This window comes from Tolypothrix campylonemoides VB511288_2 (assembly GCF_045999855.1).
In the GTDB taxonomy this organism is placed as follows: Bacteria; Cyanobacteriota; Cyanobacteriia; order Cyanobacteriales; family Nostocaceae; genus Scytonema; species Scytonema bouteillei_A.
This window is the reverse complement of sequence record NZ_JBFPMW010000027.1, coordinates 1-21,032: the sequence shown is the minus strand read 5'-3', so window position 1 is coordinate 21,032 and position 21,032 is coordinate 1. Positions and strand designations below refer to the sequence as shown.

Genomic DNA, 21,032 nt, shown 5'->3' with positions numbered 1-21,032 from the left:
CAACTGAACGAGCTGGACACGCGGTATATCAATACGGGTCACTTTTTGAGGTATTCTGATGAAATTGAAACTCTGGAAATCCCTCGGGAGAGTGACTTTTTATCTCGCGATCCTGAAGGTGGATCTTCTTCAATCATTTGTTGTGCCTTATGTGGATTGTAGCTTTGGGATTGAGTTTGCTGCTGCCTGGTGGTAACTGTGGTAGTTGAACTGTTTTGAAGGTTTAGCGGCATCTGGTTCACTGGAGGTTGATCTGGTCTTATGACAAGCACCGCAAACCCAAAGAACATAGCCGCGATCGCTACTAAAGCTACATTGTTACTAGTTTCTTTACTGGTAGTAGCTACCAAATGCTGCAACAATTGCATAAACTGTTGCTCAGAAGAAATACCAAATTGACCTGTCCTTCTAAACTTGGGTGTAGATGCAGGACTTGGCTTATGATGGGAGTTGCGGGAGGTTTGCTGTTTATTAGACATTAGCTGACTTTCCGTGTACGTTGATTTTTCAAACCGCTCGCGTAAGGTTGATGAGCGGTTTTTGTATGTCATCATTATGTCAATCGCTCCCAATCCTTGTGGCAAGCGTAAAGTCAGCCAAGAGTAGGAAAAAAGTCAGGTAGAATCAGGGATAGTTAGATTGCTAAACTCAAGCTTAGTTGACTATGGATTCACAGGATGCCTTGAAAGTTGCTGATGATGCGGTATTTAATAGTACAAGAAGACGTTTAACCAACGTACACAAGGCGGTTCTTCAAGGCTCCTTAGAAGGGAAAACATATCAACAAATTATTGGTTACAGTGAATCCACCCTCAAAACTGAAAGTTCAAAATTATGGAAACTCCTTTCAGAAGTATTAGGTGAAAAGGTTACAAAAAATAATTGTCGAGACGTATTAGAGCGATACCGACGTAATTTGTACTATACCGAAGAAAACCCCGCACCTTCAGCAAAACCAGTCAGCCCAATTAGTAATATAGATGCTCTGGTGCAAGAGGTAAGAGAAAAGGTAATACCTTACTACAAGAAACGGTACGGCATTCTCAAAGTTTTGGGAATGCGTGAACCAGTAAAACTGGAATCGGTCTACACAGCCGTTCAATTTTTAAATGATGAAGCTATCCGTAGTTTTGAATCTCTTGAAAATTTAGAAAATTTCTATCGCCAAGCTAGTAATCGCAGGTTTCAATCTCAACAGAAAGGTAAACAAGAAGGAATTAAAGTTGCTAATGATAAGCAATATCTGATGGTGCTTGGTGGTCCTGGGGCTGGCAAGTCCACATTTCTGAGAAAGATGGGACTAGAAGCACTCAAAGGTAAAGAAGGGAAATTTGAACACACCTGTATCCCAGTTTTTATTGAATTAAAAACCTTTACATCTAGTCATATTGATATTGAAAAAATTATTGCTGAAGAGTTTCGTCTTTGCGACTTTCCATCAGCCGATGAATTTACAGACAGAGCATTAAAAGAAGGGAAATTACTTATTCTGCTAGATGGATTAGATGAAGTCCCGACCAAAAACTTAAATGATGTTATTGATAGAATTGAAAAGTTTGTTATTAAATACAATAAAAATCGCTTTATTGCCTCGTGTCGCACTGCGGCTTACCGCAGTAGGTTCAGCTACTTTAGCGACGTAGGAATGGCAGATTTTGATGATGACCAAATTCGGCAATTTATTTATAATTGGTTTCATTCAGAAGCAGATAAACAAGCAAAGACAGGAGAGAAATGTTGGGAGTTACTACAAAAAATAGAAAATTCCGCTGCTAAAGAGTTAGCCCACACACCTTTATTGCTGACATTTCTCTGTTTAGTATACGACCGTTCCCAAAACTTTCCCAATAATCGGAGTTTTCTTTACAGTAAGGCACTGCGGATATTGCTAGAAGAATGGGCATCAGAAAAGCGAATTCTTCGAGATGAAATTTATCAAGGTCTGCACACAGAACTAGAAGAAACCTTGCTATCGGAGATTGCGTATAAAGGTTTTAACTCTGATAGGCTCTTCTTTTCTCAACGTGATATTGTTGAACAAATCAAAGAATTTTTAGCAAGTAATTTGAATGCACCTCAACAATTAAATGGTGAAGCAGTTTTGAATGCAATCGCTATTCAACAAGGGATTTTGGTAGAACGAGCAGAGAATATATTTTCTTTCTCTCATCTGACACTACAAGAATATTTAACAGCACAATATATTTATGACCATCGCCTAATTGAGAAATTAATTACCGAACACCTGATAAATAAACGTTGGAAGGAAGTGTTTTTACTCGTTTCTGGTTTAATGCGTCATGGCGCAGATGATTTGTTGTTGTTGATGGAAAAGAAATCCCAAGAGTACATCATCAACACGCCGAAGTTACAAGCTTTATTAAACTGGGCAGAACAGGCAACAACTGGATCTACTGGGGATTTAAAATCTGTGACTAAACGCGCAATTGCGATCGCGAGCACCTACGCTATCGCCTACGCCAACGCTATCACCATCACCAACGCCTACGCCGAAGCCGAAGCCTACGCCGAACTCGAAGCCATCACCTACGCCGATGCCAACGCCATCGCCATCGCCAACACCATCGCCTCTTACGCCATTGCCAACGCCATTGCCAACACCGATGCCAACGCCAACGCCGAAGCCGAAGCCTACGCCGAAGCCATCACCATCGCCAACACCATCGCCAACGCCAACGCCAACGCCAACGCCAACACCGATGCCATTGCCAACACCGATGCCATCGCCTACGTCTACGCCGAAGCCATCGCCAAAGCTACTATATACACTCGTAAACTTGAAGAATTAACAATCTTTAATAACGTTAATTTTACTACAATAATTGACAAACTTAACAAATTGAAAACCAAAATTCCCGATAAAAAGCAACCGCTAAAAGTGCATGAGACATTTCTTCAGCACCTCCAACAAACTTTATTCAATGCTTTTAATCTCAGCCCAGACATAATTAATTTATCCCTAGAAGAGGCAAAAGCACTAGAAAATTATCTCTACGCTAATCACCTGCTCATTCAATGTAAACAAGCATCTATGCGGGTATCGCCCACAACCTGGGAATTGATTGAAAAGCGGATGTTGTTGGCTCCTAGTGCGTAAATCCATACTAGTTGCGATCTGCCCGAAAGGCAGGAGCGAAGCTATCGCACAAGATTGATTTTCGAGAAGCCATACATACTTACAAAGCTTTTTCTTGTGCAATAGCGATCGCCCCTCAGAATTGGTGAGGTTTTTGAAGTAAGACCAACGAGGCATTGAGCCGAGATACGCGGCTCAACCTCTTAATGTTGTTTTGGGTATAAATTCAAGTATAGAAATTCAAGAACGTTTAGACGGCATTACCAACCGTCTTCAGGAATTAGAAGAACGGGTAAAACACATAAGCATACGCTCCCGCAACTAAGCGATCGGCTTTTCTCCATATTTTTCAAACAATAAATTCAATGCTTCCCCCAGCAACGCCTGCACTGTTGTTTCGTTTTCCGCTGCCAGCCGTTTTAGTTGGATAGCAACTGTAGGATCGAGCAGGTGCTGCGATCGTCCTCTTCCCCTAGCGACTTGGCGGTACAGGATATTTATTGAGGAAGACATTGCCAAAAAAAGAATCCTGGATAAACATTCCCATCAGCGATCGCTATGTCCGCACTCTCCTAAAAGAGATAGGGGACAAGAAGGGGATTAAGTTCTCACCCCACTTCCTACGTCATTCGCACGCCACTAATGCCAAGGTCAACGGCGCGTCTGATACTGACCTTATGCGACAGTTGGGGCATACCCCTGCCACGATGACCAACCGCTACATCAAAATGGCTGCCAGTAAAGGGACTGGTTACGTTCTTAGAAAATAATCGCTCTTGGGTCAATCGCCACCCTACCACTGGCACTTTGTCGGCAAGCCTTGACTTTCAATACATAAGTTCTTTGCGCTTATTCCTAATAATAATGTAGGGGTTGTTTGCGTAAATAAATGTGGTATAGAGTCTGTATCAAAAATGTAAATGTAGTTATTCTCCTTACCTAGCCATGCCAATAGACTACTCAGGACAAAATCTTAGAGGGCGAAATTTTAAAGGTCTTGACCTTGTAGGGGCGAACTTTAGCTATGCAGATATCCGAAGCGCTGATTTTACTGGTGCTATCCTTAGAGGTGCAAACTTTAGTCATGCTAAAGCTGGTTTGCAAAAGCGGTGGGCAGCGTTCTTGGTGCTTGTTTCGTGGTTAATATCTGGATTGGCAGGATTTTTATCGGCTTTTGTTGGATCGCTAATAAGTTATATATTTGAGAGTTCAAGTTTAGAAAATCGAGTTTCAGGTTGGGCTGCTTTGATAGCAGTCATTGTTGTCTTTATAGTTATAATTCGCCAAGGGGTAAATTCAGTCATCGCCGGAGCCGTCGCCTTCGCCTTCGCCTTCGCCGGAGCCGTCGCCTTCGCCTTCGCCTTCGCCTTCGCCGGAGCCGTCGCCTTCGCCTTCGCCTTCGCCGGAGCCTTCGTATTGCTAAGTATTTATATTAGTAGGCGATCGCTTAAAGGAGACCCAAAGTATGCCCTTATTCGCGACATCGCGATCGCTTTTGCAGCTTTTAAAGGAACAAGCTTCCGCAGTGCAGATTTAACCGATGCTAATTTTACAGAAGCTACACTCAAAAGTACGGATTTTAGAAAAGCTATTCTAACTCGTACAAGCTTCCACAAAACCAAGAAACTCGACCGTGTTAGACCTGGTTCAACCTACCTTCAGAAGTTACAGATATGCCAAGTACTGGTTACTGGACTTGGAACGGATAAGAATTTTGACAGAATAGACTTACGAGGGGTCAATTTTAAAAATGCTCACCTAGTAGATGCCAGTTTTATAGGTGCGGATTTAAGTGGAGCTAACTTACAAGATGCTGATTTATCCAGAGCAAAGCTACAGCAAACTCAATTAGACGGAACCGATTTTACAGGCGCTACTCTCACTGGGGCATATATTCAAGATTGGAACATCACCAGCGATACCAAGTTTGATGGAGTGCAGTGTCAATACGTCTATATGCGATTACCCACTAAAGAAAATCCCGACCCCATGCGTAAACCGGATAATAATAAAGAGGTGTTTGGCGATGGGGAGTTTGGAGATTTTATCAAACCCATTTTTGACACCCTCGACCTTTACCACAATCAAGGCGTTGACCCCCGTGCGATCGCGATTTCATTTAAGCAGTTAACTGAGAATCATCCAGAAGCAGAACTACGAATTGTGGGGATGGAAGTGAGAGGAGAAGACAAATTTTTAATCAAAGCAAAAACTGCACCTCAAACTGATAAGTCAGAACTCAGCGCTGAATATTTTGAGACTTATAATCAACTCAAGGGCTTACCAGAGCAAGAATTGAGATTACTTTTAGCAGAGAAAGAGAAAGATAGCAGAATTCGTCGTTTAGAGAATATGGTACAAACAGCGCTAGAAGGCTCTGAAATCCACGAAGTGAGAACAATTCTCTTTTTAGCAGCTAACCCAAATACCACCTCGCGTTTACGACTAGATGAAGAAAACCGACAAATTGAGATAGGATTGCAACGTGCTAAGAAAAGAGAACAATTTGATCTCAAGCAACGGTGGGCTGTACGCGTGCGTGATGTGTCCCAAGCGCTACTCGATTTTAAACCACAAATCGTTCACTTTAGCGGTCATGGTTCTCTTGATGATGGTCTAGCACTTGAAGACGAAACAGGAAACGTGCGATTGGTAGACACACAGGCGCTGGCTAAATTGTTCAAGTTGTTTACAAATAATGTTGAATGTGTTGTCCTCAATGCCTGTTACTCGGAAGTTCAAGCAGAAGCAATTGTTAAACATATCCCCTACGTTATTGGCATGGACAAAGAGATTGGCGATCGAGCGAGCATTGAATTTGCCGTTGGTTTTTATGCTGCTTTGGGGGCTGGAGAATCCATTGAGTTTGCTTACGAATTTGGTTGTAATGCTGTTGAATTGGCTGGATTCACAGAACATTTGACTCCCGTGCTGAAGAAGAAGCATTCTTGAGGGTCTCAGTAGGGTGCCTGCTTTTGCGCTCAAAATTAAGTGATACAACAATAACTTCGCCCCCAAAGGCTGTGAAACATTCTGCAAAGCGGTTTGTTGGGCAAGCGATCGCTCTGTCGGTGCTCAACGCCTGGTGGCATCTAAGGTAAGGACACGGCGATTGCCGAAAACTTTATCAGAGAATAACTCTGAACCGATATTACAATTACCTTTGAAAAAATGGCACTTTTGCTTAAAGATTTACAACATTAATTGAAGGTGTACAAGAATTTCCTAATAGACGAGAACGGTTCTACTAATTTAGGTTTCAGGGCAATTGTCCTGAATTTTGGCATCGACTGTAAGTGAAATGATGCCTCTCCCAATTCGCTCCACAAGTTCTGAGCGGCTAATGTCCAGTGATTCTGCGATCTTGTCTAACCCTTGGACTGCTGTAGGTGTAAGAGAGAGGGTCTGCTTTGTTTTCACTTCATCGTAAATTTCTGGCTGCCCTCGCTTGCTCTTGAGTCCCTTCCGAGCTTTCTTTCGCTGCCAAGACGGCGGCGGGACATCTGGGATATGTACAAATGTTCGATTGCAATGTTTGCACAACCACCGTTGGTTTCCATGACGGTCTTTGCCGTGCCGGATAATTTGGCTGGATTCCTGGAAGTGATAGTTGCAATCAGGATTTGGGCAAGTAATTTTCTGCGTCACCAGGTTTTCAACTTAAGATTATTACTTTGATTATCCACCAACACAGAAACAAAATTTGAGTTGGTGATTCGACAACAATAGGTGTTGGCAGGACTTTATTATGATTTATATCCCTAAATCTAGCTAGTAAATAATTCCTTTAACCTAATAAGAATAAAAATTTTATTTATCAGATTCGAGGAATTAAAGACAACAGAAAACCAGGCTAGACAATAGTTATAGCCTTTTTTTAAAAAAATACTTTTCAGTTGCGGAATTTTGACCTTTCCGAAATTTACAAGGAAAAATCTAATAAGTATTGTGTGTTGTTTCTAAAAATAGTAATATTGTTTTAGAGAAATTTAGCTAGTTATTATTAGCTAATAACGAGTTTGAAAAAATCAGCCATTTATTTATTTGCCGTATCTCAGTATGGAGCCACAAACAATTTCTGAAGCCTTACACCTCTACCGCGAGCATCTGTATAAGGTCAAGCCGAAGAGTGCAAAGGATATTTACAACCTAACTGTAACCTCACTTTCCCGATATACCCTACCCGCTTGGGGACATCCTACTCCTAAAGGTCGCAAGCCAACAAACGCAGAAAAAGCTGTCTTGGCTCAAGTGTTAGATAGCACGCCTGTAAAAAAGCTTGCTAATGCTTTAGATACTCAAGAAAAAGTGTTTGAAGCTGTTGGAGCAACTGACTCACAGCGCTATACCTACCGCTCCAAGCTCAAAGATTTTACAGATTGGCTAAAACAGCAAGGCTGGTTGTATAAAGGTAAAAAAGCCAAAAAGAACCATGCCCCTAGAATTTTTCATGGACATGGTAGAAGTGCTGCTAAGCGAGTTACGACTAAAGATAGGTTACCCAACTATGGATTAAAACGTGAGGAAGCATCAGCAGAACTCAAAGCTGAGATCGAAAAATTTCATGACTTCATGACTAAGACTCGTTATCCAGGGCGACCAATTGAACCATTAAAGCCAAGTGTAGCGAAAGATTACATAAAAATTTTGTACAGAATTCTGGGATGGTTTGTGAAGGCTGGAAGGGTGGGATCTATTAGCGATCTTTCTCTCAATAAGTTAGTCCCCAAGGTTCAGATCAAACGAGCCAAAAATCAAGAAGAAGCTAAAGCTAAAGCAGAAGAAGCAGCAACGTATTTAGATGAATGGATTTGTGAGTTCCTTGACTTTCTTGAAGTTGAGCGAGGTGCTAGTGCTAATGGTTTGATGTCTGGCATTGCACCAATTAATGTTCTAATAAAGTTCCAATATTACTCCGAGTCAAATGATAAAGAACTTAGAGATATCCCTGCAATGGAGGTAATTCGCAGACACTTGAATGAAATTCGGGAAAAACAAAAAACACAAAAACCAGTAGTAGACAATAGTGCCAAATGGCTGAATATGCCCGAAGTATTCACGAAGATAGTTGAGCCGCTTCGACTAGAATGCGCTTACAGGGTTAATAATCACGGAGTTCGTACTGATAATGCCATTGCCGCTAGTTTTCAACGCTTTTTGATGTTAGGCTTTTTAACATTTATTCCTCCCAGGAGACAGCAAGAGTGGCGAGAAGTAAAGGTAGGTCTAAGTTGCTTGCTGACAAATAAGCCAAACATACTTGCTTCAAAACAGTTCATACATCCTCTGCCTGAAAATAGAGATAAAGATAATTCTCACGGCTACTTATACAAGGATGTGGACGGTAAGTGGTACAAAGATACAACACCAGAAAGTTACAAAACTGGGGACACATACGGGCATCAAAAGCTTGAAATTCCTAATGTCGTTTTTAAACAAGACGGTAAGTGTTTCTATGATTACTTGGAAGGGTTCTTGTATGGTTATTTCCGAGATCCAAAAGGAAATTGGGTGAGTGGGGGGCAAGTAGTAAGCAGTCAGGTGGCGCTCAAAAACGGACAATGGCACAATTTACGAATGGAATTTAACCCCAGCCACAACTTTTTCTTTGTGCAGTCAAAAAAAGGCTGTCCTTTAACCATGAAGGATTTTGCATATGTAATTCGAGCGGCTGCTCATAGGCTAACCGGACAGCTTTTAACCCCTCATCTTCTGAGGAATATTTATGCTACTTGGTTTTTAGATAATGGCTATACAGAAGACCGGATTGAGTCACTGGCTTATGCGATGGCTCACAGTCCCCAAGTGTTACGTCAAATTTATGATGAGCGTGGTTCTCAGCAAAAGAGCCGCCCCATAAACGAAGAAATGGAGATACTTGTTGACACTTTCATAAATGGCGAATCACTGTCTAAAGTAACTAGGTTTGGGAATAGTAACTTGAGGGCAGATGTGGAATTCTTGCAGAAAGATAAGGAACGCCTGGAAAAACTTTTATCTATCCTCACTCCCGAACAGAAGGCGGCAATGGGGTTAGATAAATAATTAATTAACAATAGAGTTGCTTGAAAACATGACCGACAACGAAACATACCGCCACTTTCAAGAAATCCACGATCGCTATACCAAATTAGGCTGGCTTCCGCGAAAGGATTTGCTATGGCTGTTTGAGGTGTTGCAGCACATGCTAGAGCAGAAGGAAAACTGAGTTGGGAGCGCGATCTGCAAGGAGCGAAGCTATCGCTCCCCAGTCACCCAACCGCAAACCAAACGAAAGCGAATGAATCCGCCGCAGGTCATGCCTGCGAAAATCGGCAGCGGAGAGTTTTTTTAGGAGCATTATATCACAATTGCTTCCTTGAAGGACGCTATGCGATCGCCGTCTGGTGTTGCAACAGTTATAAAGCCGTTCTTGCTGTTGTAACTGGTCATCTCTCCACTGAATTTGACCTCGCCTGTTAACTGGCTACGCACCTCAATCTGACAGCCAACAAACGGGGCTATGTCGCCTCCTGTTTCCTCAACCATCAGTAAAGAGATTGCTTCGTCCTGTTGGTCCGGCTGGGGCTGTGCTTGGAATTGTAAATAGTTCTCTTTCTCTTCAGAGCGAGCCTTTATCTCAGTAGGAGAAACTGTACTTGTATCTTGCGATTCATTGCACCCAGGTGGTTCGCCTCCCCCCCCCCTCTCTTGTGGGCTTGAGTTGTCTAATATCTCCTGAACGCTATATCCATTAATGGTTTTGGCGTTTTCATTAGACATGGGTTCAGTAGACTGTCTACTATCTGTCGAATAATTGTCTACTATCTGTCTACTAGACCCTAATTCTTCTACAGTAATGGTTTCAGAGATTTTAGTAGACATTTTTAGTGGTAGGGGAGGGGAGGGGGGGGGTGTCTGACCGTGAACTAGCCCGTAGACCTTACGTCTTGTATCAATTTTACAAGGACGCTTAAAGGCAATACCCCTTTGAACAAGTCGATCCAGCGCTTTATAAACCGATTGCTTACCATAGCCCACGGCTGAGATAATTTCTTCTGCGCTAAACCTTTTATCGGGATCTGAGTTGAAAAACTCAATGATGCGATCGCCGATAGTTTTGTGGGTTCCTTCTTCAGAGTCACCTGAGATCGCTTCCCAACGACCATTGGGGGCATCAAGGGTTAATTGCAAGGTCAGGGGTGATGCACCTCTGATTTTGGGTGTAGTGAAACTTCTTACCTCAGATTTCCCATCACCCTCTAACAGCCAAACAACGCTTGCAGCTGCGGCAATAGCAGTACTACCCCTAAGCTTGCCTACCCCTGTCTGCTCTTTGGATTTTGTAGTATGGTGAATCAACAGTCCGGCAGCGTTGTAGCGATTTAACAATGCTTCTAGGGCTACTATTGACCGCCTTGCCTGTGCGGAATTTTCGTCAAAAGTGGCGTCTTTGTGGATCGACGCAAAGCTATCAATTACTACTAAAGCGGGACGGGTATCAGCGATCGATTCCTCTAGGGCATTCATTTGGCTGATATCCCAGTCAAGCAATACGGACCACGCATCACTGCCAAAAATCCCACGATTAACCATTTTGTCTTGAACAAATGCGGGCAATTCATCAGAAGCAACAAACAACACCGAACCCGTAGTAGTGGGAGCTTCCCCTAGAAATGATTCCCCAAATAAGACGGCAGCAGCTGCGTCATAAGCCAGCGTTGTTTTACCTACCCCAGGGGAACCACCCAGTACCGTTAGCCCCTTAGAAGGCAGTAAACCGGGTATCAGCCACGTCAACCCCTCTGGCTCAAGAGCGCGAAATTCCGATGCTCCAAATCTCTTGGCTTTTGGAGTGCGGTTAGCTGTTTCTAAGGTGCTTAGTAATTGGTCTATATCCCTGCCAGATATCGAAAATTTGCCACAAAGCTCGTTGCGCTTGAACGTCCTAGCAATTGGATCTTCTTCTTTAAGAAGTGCAAGCAACTCCAGTTTCAACAGTTCAGCTTTGCTTGTTGGCAGGTCTTTACCTTGCCTTCGCGCAACTTCCCGCCTAAATTCTTCTTCAAGCTTGCTCATCAGCTTATTCCAGTCATAAGAACTTTCTTTACACCTTGTTCTGAGTGTACCCAGTTCTATTGACCTTTGCGGATCGCTTAGTAGTGCGATCGCGGTATACGCCACATCAGATGCTTCTTGTAAAGTTAGTAGATTCTCATTGTTCCTTTCTGCCCAATCTTTGTAGCTAAGAGAAAATTCAATAATTAGCTTCATTAGCTCTGCCGCTGCCGTCATATTGCCTGCTATATTTGCCAGTTGATAGCAGGTGGCTAGACTATATACCCTTGCTTCATACCCGGCAGCCCGAATATGCCACGCCACAGCTTTAATCACTGCCTCTGGAGTTCCCTTCTCTACAAGTATGTAGTGATAGCCATCGGGAATGTCGCTAGATACGTCTTTGTATTCTGCTAAGTGGAAATATTTATTCAAACATTGAGCTTCAATTATGTCTTTTACCCAGAGGATGGGCACTGCTGTTCGAGTACGGTTTACCTGGGGAGTAGTACTAACTGCTACAACCATTACCACACACCCCCTTTATTCGCGATGGCGTTACGTCCGCTGGTAGCGATCTGCCCATAGGGCAGGAGCGAAGCTATCGCATTCAAAAAATTTTCAAACCGGGGCGATGCAGCGAAACGTGGGCGATCGCCTTCCAGATTTTCAACAAATTGGCTGAGGAAGTAGAGCACAATGTCTTTGGCGGTTTTTTTGAAACGCATTTTTTCGTCCTTATAGGTGAAAATCCGCCTCTTTCTTTTTTGTTTACACCCCTAATTTGTCAAAAGCTCAAAACATTTCAAACCTCGTAAAAATAATCAGTAAAAATAACCTGATTATATGTATGCATTGCTACTGTAATGTCAGCATTCTTGTCCTTTTTAGGACAATTCTACTTTTGGCAGTAGTATGATGAGGTTATAAATATTTTTTTGTTGTTTTGTTCGCTTCTGCTAAAGGTGCCGTAAGAGCCTAGAGGCAGAGGCTCTTTTTTTAGTCTCCGATGTACTAAGGTTCTATGTAAAGTTGGGACTACCCCCTAATGGAAAAGAACTAATCATAAGATTACGTCTAAAAGCTACCAATATCTACTTTAGATCAATTAAGATTTTTATCTGCGTCGCAACGACGCAGATAGAAAGTGGTTGTAAAGTGGTACGATAGGATTCCTTTATGTCCTTTAAGTTTGGTGATTGAATGTTATAAGTCCCATCACCGTCTTGGGTTGAAGGAGATCTCCAATAAAACTCCAATACTGAAATCTTGGTTATGAACTTCTAGCATATGTCTACACCCAAGATGGTGCTGTGTGCTTTAGTAGCTTGGATGGTCAACGTTTCCCTTCCCATCATTAATTGAAAGTCAGTACCCAAAAAACTAAGGGGTTCCATTAGATTGCTCCTTCTTTTTGTATGGATTAGGCGGAAAGCTTTTATCTCTTAGCTCGATTACATACTCTTCATCTAAATCTAAGTTGTGAGCTACCTTAGCCAAATCCGAAGCATTAGGTTTTTCTTCCCTAAGTAGTACCTCTAATCGTTCGGTTTTGATACAGCCCATATCTAAAAGCTTTTGAGAATTTTGCTTTACTAGTTCAGCTATATTTTTAATTTGGCTTTTCTGTTGGTACTTCCTTGCGGTATTTCTCGATTAATTCATATAGTGCATGTAGCTTCTCTGGCTCAATGTCAAGTATTCGACTTAGCAGGGAAAAAGAAACGTTACTCCTCTCGCGATCACTAGACAACAAGTCAAAAAACTTCTTGATTTGAGCTAATTCTTCAGATGTGATACCTGCAAGATGTGAGGTAATGCCCTCTCCAGGATTGGGAGATGAAGGGATTAACCCTTTTTCGCGATCGCGGCGAATCGCAACCGCACATCTTTCTAATATGTTGCTAACTGTCCGTCCTTCCGCCGCCGCCCACCCCTCCAAGTATTCTTTAAGGTCTTGATCACAAATAAACATTACTCTCGGTCTACCTTTTCTTGATTTTGCCATGCTCTCATCTAGTGTCACCTGCCTGTATCCAGCTTATACCCCGTCAACTTGCGACATAGCAATTGTAAAGTTCTGTAAACCACAGATACTACCCGTTGACACTAGATGAGACTAGACACTACTATAGCAGGTGTGACGCAAAACGACTAAAGCAATCTGTAAAGCGCACAGCGCTATCTAATATGATTGCAATGCTTATAGCGCCTACAACCAAAATTCTTCATTTTTTGATAGTTGCAAATACAAAAGCGATGGGCTTCTCATCGCTCCCTGAACCATGAAAATTTCATCCCCTCACATCGAAAGAAATCCCAGCAGAATACGGGGGGAACGGATAGAAACGACATCCTAGACGTGGACAACTGCTGGCGGTAGTGAGGTTTCTTCTCTTGATTAGCAACAGCCTTGTCTATATAGATGCGGCTGCTACCAGTTCTAGAGGGATAAACCATGCACACAATTTGCTGCGATATCGGCAACTACAGCACCCTAATCAGCACTGTCACAGGACGCACTGCCAGCCCAATTCTGAAAATGCGATCGCTTGTCCTCAACGTTACCCACAACTCAGAAGTGAGAGAGGGAGTTCACAACGCATTAAACCCCTTAGTAGTGGTCAATCACAAACACTACAAATTGGGAAGACAAGCGGGCTTGTTTCACGGGCATTTGTCGGCAGCAGAAGCTGGTAAATCTCGATCTGATATCGCGTTACCTTTGTTGCTAGCAGCAACTCCACAAGATTTTGAGGGTGAAGTCAAGCTGTTAGTGCCTAGACGAGACGAAACATCAGAAAAGCTTTTACGATCTGCAATTGTTGGAACTCATGAATTTTGCGTCAATGGTCGGGATGTGATCGCAAACTTTACAAGCGTAAATTTCTACGAAGAAACGAAATCCGCTGCCAAGTTTGCTTTTGAAAGTGGTGCTATAGCCCCCAACGATGTTTGTTTGTGCGTCGATATAGGTGGTGGAACCTTTAACGCTACTGTTTGCGCCTACGATGATGACATTTTCAACACCAGATTTTACAAATCCTATCCAAACAGTGGCGGGATTGCACTAGCTAAGGCGATATCTAACACTGATGTTGTTAAATCCTTTAGGAAAGCTGTTGATACCTCCAAAATTTTGGACGCTATCACAGAAAGCAAGACTTACATTGGGAATCGTCCAGACTATAGTTTTGCTGAAGTTTTTGACGACTGTGTTGACACGTGGTTTGATGCGTTGTTGACGCGAGTCCTGTCCGATGTCGAGGAACATCTCGATGAAGTGACGCAAATTATTTGGTGTGGCGGTGGCGCGGAATTAATACAAGACCGTTTGACTCAAACCGGACAAACGGTTTTAGAAAATCCCCAATACGCCAACATTAATGCTCTAATCCACTTCTCAAAAACACCACACTTGGTAGCCGTGGCATGACGGACTTAAATCTGAATGCACAACTGGGGGCGAGATTAAAAGCCCTCCAGTATTTTTGGAATCATGACACAGCAACTGAAACTCTAGCGACTGTGTTTGATATTTGCGTAAATCGTTGGGGTGTAGCTTGTCCCAATCTTTCTCCATTCGCTTTGGATAAGGGTATAAAAGTGACACTAAAAGTGCGTCATGTAATGCATTTCTCAAACATGGCGCAGTTAGCAGGTTGTTCGATCGCGGATGTTGCGCGATCGACTTTAATCCAATGGCTGTGCGCTGCTGAATCTCCTTTGTTGATATCGTCATCAGCGCACACAACGCCAAAATTGACGCCGTTACCGCCGCAACTGACGCAACGAACTTCACAACTACCACCAACACGAGTAAAGAAGGCACCAAAAAAGGTAAAACAATCGCCGTCTGTGATTGAACCTACACCAACAACGGTCGTGGTTGAAAATCCTGGGGAAGAAATGCCTTCAGCAAAATCTAAATTCGATGCCAAAGCATCACTACTAGCACTTAAGAGGGGTTAATCGATGCCTAGAAAACAACAACGACGCATTGTACTCGATGCAAAACACGAACCGTTTGCAGAACAAATTTTGGAACAAACAGGCATAGCCAATTGTTCCCAGCTTTTCACAATCTTGTTGATCAATTATGGCGATCGCCTAGTTGAAAATCTTAAAGGAAGCAGAGGTAAAAATAATGTTTGCAGTTAAGCGCCTAGAAATTGGACAAACTTATAAATTTCACGGAAGTACCATTTGCTTTAAGCGCATTGCAGAAAACAACGGAAGGAAGCGATTTATTTTCCAGACCACGACCGGCAAGGTGAAAAGCCTTCTCCAGGCTACCGTGGAGAAAGAGTTATGGGAAGAAATCAATATCAACAAACGACTTGAAAGTTTGAATGAACAATAACTCGCAGTTACGACAAGCACTGGCAGAACTCCGGCTGGAAATAATTGAGAGTTACAAAATCTTAAATGCCTATGCCGAAAAACTCCATAGTGAGTTCAAAGCCGAACTAGAAGCAATTAAGGCTGAGGAGAAAAAAAGTGCATGACCACATTTTAGCAATGTGGTCGCACAACAAACGTTTGTATATCAGGAATTCTAAAATGTCTTATCCGATCGCTGACTACATTTCAGACGGCTCCCAGTTAATAGAACAGATGCTCGAAAGTTGGGGACCGCGCTTTGAGCAACTCAATATCTCCGAAAAGATGTGGTTGCTTTCATATGTTATCGGGCATATGACTGCTGAGGAGTCAGAACACTACAAGCCTTCGGAAATTGACGATTGCGTGTCGTTGGCAGGCGAGCGTATGAGCTCCCTTAGTTTCCGCCAGCAAATCGACTTAGCAAAGGCTTTGATTTACCAAATTGAAAATAGCAACTACAGCTAATGGCAATCCAATTCTTGGTTAGGCTTATCCGATTGGCAAGCGATAAGCCTTTTCTTGCCGATCGCAATCAAAAACCTAGTTTGTAAGGACATGGCTTACAAAAAACAAATCGGACTAGCTTTTACAGGTGTGGCAATCTGCGCCATGCCTGTAATCCTTCCCCTATTTCCCAAAATTGGGGCGTATGCAGAAGCAGAAAAACTCAAAGCAGAAACTTATTTGCAAGCTGAAAATTTACGCACCTCTGAAGAATTTCAACGCTCGCGCATTACAGAAAGAGCAAAGACCTCCGAGCAGTTGTACTTTTCGGGAATTGCACCCAACACCACAAAGTTGAGAATTCGGCGATACCTGGATAGCTCCAACTTTGACCCTAAACCAGATACGACTGGATGGGGTGCGGATGAAGTTGTCTATGTCTATGACAGCGCTGGTGTGTGTGTGGGCAGGATTGAAAACAACCAGTGGTTTTGGAAACACCAATACAAAAAAGCTTGCAACGGCAGACCTAGTTAGGAGAATCAAAGATGACTTTTGCAAAAGGCGGTTCTAATAGCGGCAGCGGTAGCACCAGTACCGAACAACAAACCAAAAAACGCTCTATCGGTCAAATCATTGATTTTCTCGCAAAGTGGACTGTTTTGATTGTTGGGTTACCAATTCGTTTAGCCGCCGCGATCGTTGCTCAATTCGTTGGCAATGGCGGTACAGGTCGGGCTGTTGTTGGTGGCGTTTTGTTTTTGATTGGATCTGGAATATCAGCTGATAGCATCTGGCAAACGGTGTTTCAACAACGTCCGCTTTTTGCTTGGTTTGAGCCAAGTTGGAGTTGGGCAAACGTCCCGTTGACATTGTTTAATCCTTTCTTCTATCTGGCTTTCTTGATAGCAGTAGGGTTGCAGGTAGTAGAAGCATACGCTTTGCGGGGAAAGAACCCAGACTCAGCACGGAGAGAACTTCAAGACCATATGCTATATGACTTGGAAGCCAAGCCCAGTGGCAAGATTGACCTCGTATCGGATCTCTGGAAGGACTACAAAACAGCAGGTCTGCGCGATCGCAATACGACCGGTTTTATCAGTTTGGCAATCTGGGTCTTTGACCTGGTAACAACATTTGCGGCTCGTAACCCATTCGCCTACACCCTACCACTGATGATTCTAGGATGCATTCTATTTAACATCGGTACGATGCTGGCGGGTGAAATTGGTTTTGCAGTTTGGCGATTGACTAAAGATTAAAAGCCAGCGCACTGGGTTCGTTTCCAGTGCGCTTAACGCGTTACTTAAAAATTGATTCTTTTTAGGAGCATTTTGAACACATGTCTAATAATATTCCCAAAATCACTACGCGAGAAACCGAGCATTTACGTAGTTTTTACCCAAGCTTGAGCTATTTGGAAGCAGGAAGAGTAGCGGAATGGTTGCAGGAGAGGAAGGACCAATTATTGGAGCAAGCACAGTCGGCAGAGGCGGAAGGAGATACAGCTCGTCTTTTGGGTTTGGTTGCAGCAGGAGTTGGCACTGTCTGTTATGCAATCAATCCTTTTATGCTCGTTGGAGGGATGGTTGGAGGCGCTGCGTGGTTGTGGTTCGTTGCGGATCATTACAATCGCACCAAAGAAATTGCACCGCTGCCCTGGGTAAGAGGAAATTTTTTAGACGCGATCGCACGTGCTGGAGATTTTGAGTACAGGCAAAACTATAACGCCAATCATTTGGCTGATACCATCAAGTTTTTACCGAGGCGTGACGCGCAAGAGTACGTGTTTCTTTACTCCGACTACTTTGAGACAGTTATTGATTATTTGACTTCTGTTGAACCGGGGAAACGGTTTTATGCTTATCGCTGGTTGCTGGGTTGTTTTGAAAAATTCTCCGGGCGAAGTCTTCCAGACAAACAATCACTCGACGACCACTTAGAGAATGTCGCGATCGACAGCAGGGTGAAAGTGGATGAGGTAACAGCCATTCAAGAAGCAATCAGCACGCCCAAGTTTGTTTCGTTGCCCAAACCTCCAACTCAAAGATTAGCTTTTTCAAAAGAACAACTAACGTTGGAGCCAGCGCCAGAAGAAAACAAAGATGTTTTTTCCAAAAGTTCTACATCACAACAGCAGTCATCTATATCTACATTTGCATCTGCACCTAACTTTGACTCCTTGCTAGCAATGCCGCTAGCAATGCCGCTGCAACAACGGGCAGAAGTCGTGACTAACGCATTAATCAAAAGTGGATTCAAAATTGATGAGGTGATGAGTTCGCAGGTAGTCGCGATCGCGGGAACCCAGAGAGGGGGAAAAGGCACTTTAGCTGCAATCTTGGCTACTTTATCTTTAGCTTATGACCCGAAACTTAACGTGCAGTATTTCACAGCGGGCGTTGATGTTTACCCGGTTGCGTGCAACTTGCACAGCGCTCTTAGGTATCCAAATAAATCGGCTGATGTTGCTGATGAAAATGTTGCCCGTGACTTGTTGTTGTTCCTCAAGGGGTTGGAAGGGTCGGAGCCGTACTCACACAAAAACCTAATTTTGGTAATTGATGAGGCAATGCGTCTGCTGTCACTGGTAGAAGAATCAGATCGAGTTTGGGCGATACAATTTTTACTTTCTCGTTTCGCTAAAACGGGGGCTGTATTAATCATCGTCTTGCACGGCAGCAACCTAAGTTCTGTAGTTGGTGCCAAAAACACAAACGGTTTAGCCGATACTTTCAAGCAAAGCGTATCTTTCATTGGATGCGTTGCCAAACCTGTAGATGCAGGCGGACTACGCAAAATGAATGTTGCCAGTGGCGAATACTTCAAAGCGAATCCTGACAACTTTGGCACTGCCATTGCAAATGGTTCCTTGGGTGCGATTCCAGAATGGTTAAAAACCTCCAAGCATCCCGGTAACGGTCAACCCGACCCCGCAAGGACACTTCTTACCTTCTTCCCAGAGTTGGTGAAGCCGATTGATTCTGATAAACCAGCAAGTGACAGCGATCGCAATCCATCATTTCCTCAACTTGATACAAAAGAACAGTTAGAACGACTTTTCAAACTGGAGACGACCGAGGGCGAGCATACAGCACTTGCCGAAACATTTCAACCGGACAGCGAAATGACGAAACCTGCCGAAATCAATAACGTGGGCAATCAGCCCGAGCATTTCACGAAACGTTTCACCCGGTTTAACTTTGCCCGAAACGAGGCAATAGAAGAGATTAACCGACTGCGAAACGAAATGAAAATGAATCAAACCAATATCATCAAAACTTTGTGGGGTGCAAAACCCGGAGATAACGACGCCTACCGAAATGCTGTTTCAGAGTTCAGGGAATTAATGGGCGATCGAGATACCAACAACCAATGACTAACAATTGATGACGAATGGTAAAGCCCCTGGTGCTGACACTAGGGGCTTTTTTGATTGTGCAACTTGTTGACCGCGATTATTATTTAAAAAAATGTATATTTTATTTTTTGCAAGTCCCTTAAAAACTGTCAACAATTCGTTTGACGTTTGATTTCTTGAATAAATCGATTAAGCGCTTTCTAGCTTAGAGCCGCATCTATATTTTTAACTATCTGCAGATTCTCCTCTAAACCTCCATATTCAAGTCCGATTTTACGAACTCTTTGAAGAACCTCTCTTCCAGGATACATCGCTCCTCTATCATTGAAAATACCATCATCTTCGTGTCCTTTATATTGAGCTTTATCTATGTTGTTAGATTTAGAAAGTTCAGAAACGAATGTATTGATAAAATCAAGACAATCTTTTGAGGCTTGAGATTTATTATCATTTGCTAGTTTATTGATTGTTCGATAATTACATAGAGATGCACCTAAAAAAGCGATAAAGTGATGCTCAGACATCTGCGGCTTTAATATAATTTTCTCGTCTTTTCTATTCTCTTGACAATTCAATTTTAAGACAAAATACCTTATCTCTTCGTTCATGTAACTCCAGTTGTTCATGATCTCCCATATAAAATTACGTCTTAGTGAGTGTTCTTCATTTTGAATTCGTTTTAGCGCTGCAACTGCATATTTTTCAAATAAGCTGTCTTTAATATAAATAAAATTATCTGTAATTGCCCATAAAGTATTTCGGTAGTCAAACGCTGTCTTAGAGAGTCTAAACCATTTTTCATCAACGTATTCACAAATTTCATTATTTAAAAAATGCCCAAGACGACAGAGTAAATAAATACTTTCCCACCGCATAATTGCTGTAATCTTAGAATTTGTAAAAACTTTTAAGAAGACAGAACTAGAAATTATTTCACTAATCATCTTCTTTCCATTTTCAGATAAAGACCAAATATCAAATGCTGCCCTAATATCTGGATGCCTAAAACGAGGGAAAGATTGAGTATCTAAATTGTTGTTTAAATCAAAATTTAACCAGTATAGTAAATTTTGACTTTTACTTTGTTCGAGTAATAGATTAGTTATGCCAAGATATTGGCAAAGTTCATCAAAAGATATTTTAGAATAATACATATAGTCTTTGGATAACTGGACGAAAATTTCGCCTATAATTACTGCGATAAGAAAAACTTTAATGTTGCTATCTAAGTCTTGGATTTCCTGAAACAACTCAAGGGAACGCTCTAAATACCTTTCAGCTAGATCTAAAAGTTTCTTATCATTTACCTCAAGATCTCTACTTTCTAGGCAAAACAGTCGCAGAGTGTCGAAGCTGTTGCATGACTGTTCGACAATCTGAGCAAATAATTCACAGATCTCAGAGTCGTTAGACCACTTACATCCTAAACTTGAAGAAATATTAGAAACAATTTTAGCAATATCCTTAAAACTATAGTTATTAAGATTAAGTGAAATCTGATTAATTGAACTATTTCCAATTTGGAATAACCAATCTAAATTTTCTCGTAGTATGGGAGAAGCTTCAGATAAATCCTGAGTTTTTAATTCAATCAAAAATTTTGTTGGTGTATTAATGATTATTTTTAGTTTTCCAAGGCTAGTATTACGTTGGGCAAGATTTATCCAATCTACTAACCGAAGGTATGAAAGAGGGCTAGAATATGGT

21 protein-coding genes are annotated in these 21,032 nt (G+C 42.3%); 14 read left to right on the top strand and 7 right to left on the bottom strand.

Translation table 11 applies throughout. From position 1 onward, the window contains the following. Positions 1 to 38: 38 nt before the first annotated feature. The gene (locus AB0756_RS39895) at positions 39 to 554 is read right to left on the bottom strand and encodes a hypothetical protein (RefSeq protein WP_137986165.1); all 516 of its coding nucleotides are present in this window, start codon (positions 552 to 554) and stop codon (positions 39 to 41) included. Positions 555 to 664: 110 nt separating this feature from the next. On the opposite strand from AB0756_RS39895, the gene AB0756_RS39890 reads away from it, so the two are divergent. Continuing rightward, positions 665 to 3,118: an NACHT domain-containing protein gene (locus AB0756_RS39890; protein ID WP_408019988.1), complete on the top strand. Its 2,454-nt coding sequence runs from the start codon at positions 665 to 667 to the stop codon at positions 3,116 to 3,118. Positions 3,119 to 3,418: 300 nt separating this feature from the next. Here the strand turns inward: AB0756_RS39890 and AB0756_RS39885 are convergent, their stop codons facing one another. After that, entirely contained in the window at positions 3,419 to 3,610 is a 192-nt protein-coding gene (locus AB0756_RS39885) for a ribbon-helix-helix domain-containing protein (RefSeq protein ID WP_038078633.1), read from the bottom strand. Here AB0756_RS39885 and AB0756_RS39880 point away from each other — a divergent pair. Both AB0756_RS39880 and AB0756_RS39875 read left to right on the top strand, forming a co-directional pair. After that, positions 3,610 to 3,867, top strand: a complete 258-nt coding sequence (locus AB0756_RS39880) for a site-specific integrase (RefSeq protein ID WP_050045378.1) — start codon at positions 3,610 to 3,612, stop codon at positions 3,865 to 3,867. The genes AB0756_RS39885 and AB0756_RS39880 overlap by 1 nt on opposite strands. A gap of 175 nt (positions 3,868 to 4,042) precedes the next feature. Continuing rightward, the gene (locus AB0756_RS39875) at positions 4,043 to 6,049 is read left to right on the top strand and encodes a pentapeptide repeat-containing protein (RefSeq protein ID WP_050045379.1); all 2,007 of its coding nucleotides are present in this window, start codon (positions 4,043 to 4,045) and stop codon (positions 6,047 to 6,049) included. Between the two features lie 300 nt (positions 6,050 to 6,349). On the opposite strand, the gene AB0756_RS39870 is transcribed toward AB0756_RS39875, so the two are convergent. Beyond that, positions 6,350 to 6,745, bottom strand: coding sequence for an IS1/IS1595 family N-terminal zinc-binding domain-containing protein (locus tag AB0756_RS39870; protein ID WP_408019987.1), 396 nt, complete (start codon positions 6,743 to 6,745; stop codon positions 6,350 to 6,352). A 411-nt stretch (positions 6,746 to 7,156) separates the two neighbouring features. On the opposite strand from AB0756_RS39870, the gene AB0756_RS39865 reads away from it, so the two are divergent. Beyond that, positions 7,157 to 9,142, top strand: coding sequence for a hypothetical protein (locus tag AB0756_RS39865; RefSeq protein WP_038078676.1), 1,986 nt, complete (start codon positions 7,157 to 7,159; stop codon positions 9,140 to 9,142). A gap of 28 nt (positions 9,143 to 9,170) precedes the next feature. After that, the gene (locus AB0756_RS39860; RefSeq protein WP_408019986.1) at positions 9,171 to 9,305 is read left to right on the top strand and encodes a hypothetical protein; all 135 of its coding nucleotides are present in this window, start codon (positions 9,171 to 9,173) and stop codon (positions 9,303 to 9,305) included. Positions 9,306 to 9,436: 131 nt separating this feature from the next. On the opposite strand, the gene AB0756_RS39855 is transcribed toward AB0756_RS39860, so the two are convergent. The 3 genes from AB0756_RS39855 to AB0756_RS39845 all read right to left on the bottom strand — a co-directional run bounded on the left by AB0756_RS39855 (position 9,437) and on the right by AB0756_RS39845 (position 13,109). After that, entirely contained in the window at positions 9,437 to 11,662 is a 2,226-nt protein-coding gene (locus AB0756_RS39855) for an AAA family ATPase (protein WP_038078675.1), read from the bottom strand. After that, a complete protein-coding gene (locus tag AB0756_RS39850) occupies positions 11,662 to 11,862 on the bottom strand; it encodes a hypothetical protein (protein WP_038078674.1) in 201 nt (66 codons plus the stop codon). Before AB0756_RS39850 ends, AB0756_RS39855 begins: the two co-directional genes overlap by 1 nt. An 884-nt stretch (positions 11,863 to 12,746) precedes the next feature. Further along, on the bottom strand, positions 12,747 to 13,109 hold the full coding sequence (locus AB0756_RS39845) for a hypothetical protein (RefSeq protein ID WP_038078671.1): 363 nt from the start codon (positions 13,107 to 13,109) through the stop codon (positions 12,747 to 12,749). Between the two features lie 483 nt (positions 13,110 to 13,592). Between AB0756_RS39845 and AB0756_RS39840 the strand changes: the two genes are divergently transcribed. From AB0756_RS39840 to AB0756_RS39800, 9 genes are all read left to right on the top strand, one after another. Beyond that, positions 13,593 to 14,570, top strand: a complete 978-nt coding sequence (locus AB0756_RS39840; RefSeq protein WP_038078669.1) for an acetate and sugar kinases/Hsc70/actin family protein — start codon at positions 13,593 to 13,595, stop codon at positions 14,568 to 14,570. Beyond that, entirely contained in the window at positions 14,567 to 15,106 is a 540-nt protein-coding gene (locus tag AB0756_RS39835; RefSeq protein WP_038078665.1) for a hypothetical protein, read from the top strand. Before AB0756_RS39840 ends, AB0756_RS39835 begins: the two co-directional genes overlap by 4 nt. A 3-nt stretch (positions 15,107 to 15,109) precedes the next feature. Further along, positions 15,110 to 15,295, top strand: a complete 186-nt coding sequence (locus AB0756_RS39830) for a hypothetical protein (RefSeq protein ID WP_038078662.1) — start codon at positions 15,110 to 15,112, stop codon at positions 15,293 to 15,295. Continuing rightward, positions 15,282 to 15,497: a hypothetical protein gene (locus AB0756_RS39825; RefSeq protein ID WP_038078659.1), complete on the top strand. Its 216-nt coding sequence runs from the start codon at positions 15,282 to 15,284 to the stop codon at positions 15,495 to 15,497. The genes AB0756_RS39830 and AB0756_RS39825 overlap by 14 nt, the downstream gene beginning before the upstream one ends. Beyond that, a complete protein-coding gene (locus AB0756_RS39820; protein ID WP_153021507.1) occupies positions 15,487 to 15,642 on the top strand; it encodes a hypothetical protein in 156 nt (51 codons plus the stop codon). The genes AB0756_RS39825 and AB0756_RS39820 overlap by 11 nt, the downstream gene beginning before the upstream one ends. Continuing rightward, positions 15,635 to 15,985 (top strand): hypothetical protein, encoded by a 351-nt coding sequence (locus AB0756_RS39815; RefSeq protein ID WP_137986164.1) that lies wholly within the window; start codon positions 15,635 to 15,637, stop codon positions 15,983 to 15,985. Before AB0756_RS39820 ends, AB0756_RS39815 begins: the two co-directional genes overlap by 8 nt. Positions 15,986 to 16,075: 90 nt before the next feature. Further along, positions 16,076 to 16,501 carry a hypothetical protein gene (locus AB0756_RS39810; RefSeq protein ID WP_038078655.1) on the top strand — a complete coding sequence of 142 codons (426 nt, stop codon included), beginning with the start codon at positions 16,076 to 16,078 and terminating at the stop codon, positions 16,499 to 16,501. Between the two features lie 11 nt (positions 16,502 to 16,512). After that, complete coding sequence (locus AB0756_RS39805; RefSeq protein WP_038078653.1) at positions 16,513 to 17,226, top strand: hypothetical protein; 714 nt, start codon at positions 16,513 to 16,515, stop codon at positions 17,224 to 17,226. 80 nt (positions 17,227 to 17,306) lie between these two features. Then, on the top strand, positions 17,307 to 19,343 hold the full coding sequence (locus AB0756_RS39800; RefSeq protein WP_050045375.1) for a hypothetical protein: 2,037 nt from the start codon (positions 17,307 to 17,309) through the stop codon (positions 19,341 to 19,343). Positions 19,344 to 19,525: 182 nt separating this feature from the next. Here the strand turns inward: AB0756_RS39800 and AB0756_RS39795 are convergent. Continuing rightward, the coding region (locus AB0756_RS39795; RefSeq protein ID WP_408104061.1) for a hypothetical protein at positions 19,526 to 21,032 on the bottom strand (1,507 nt) is incomplete at its 5' end.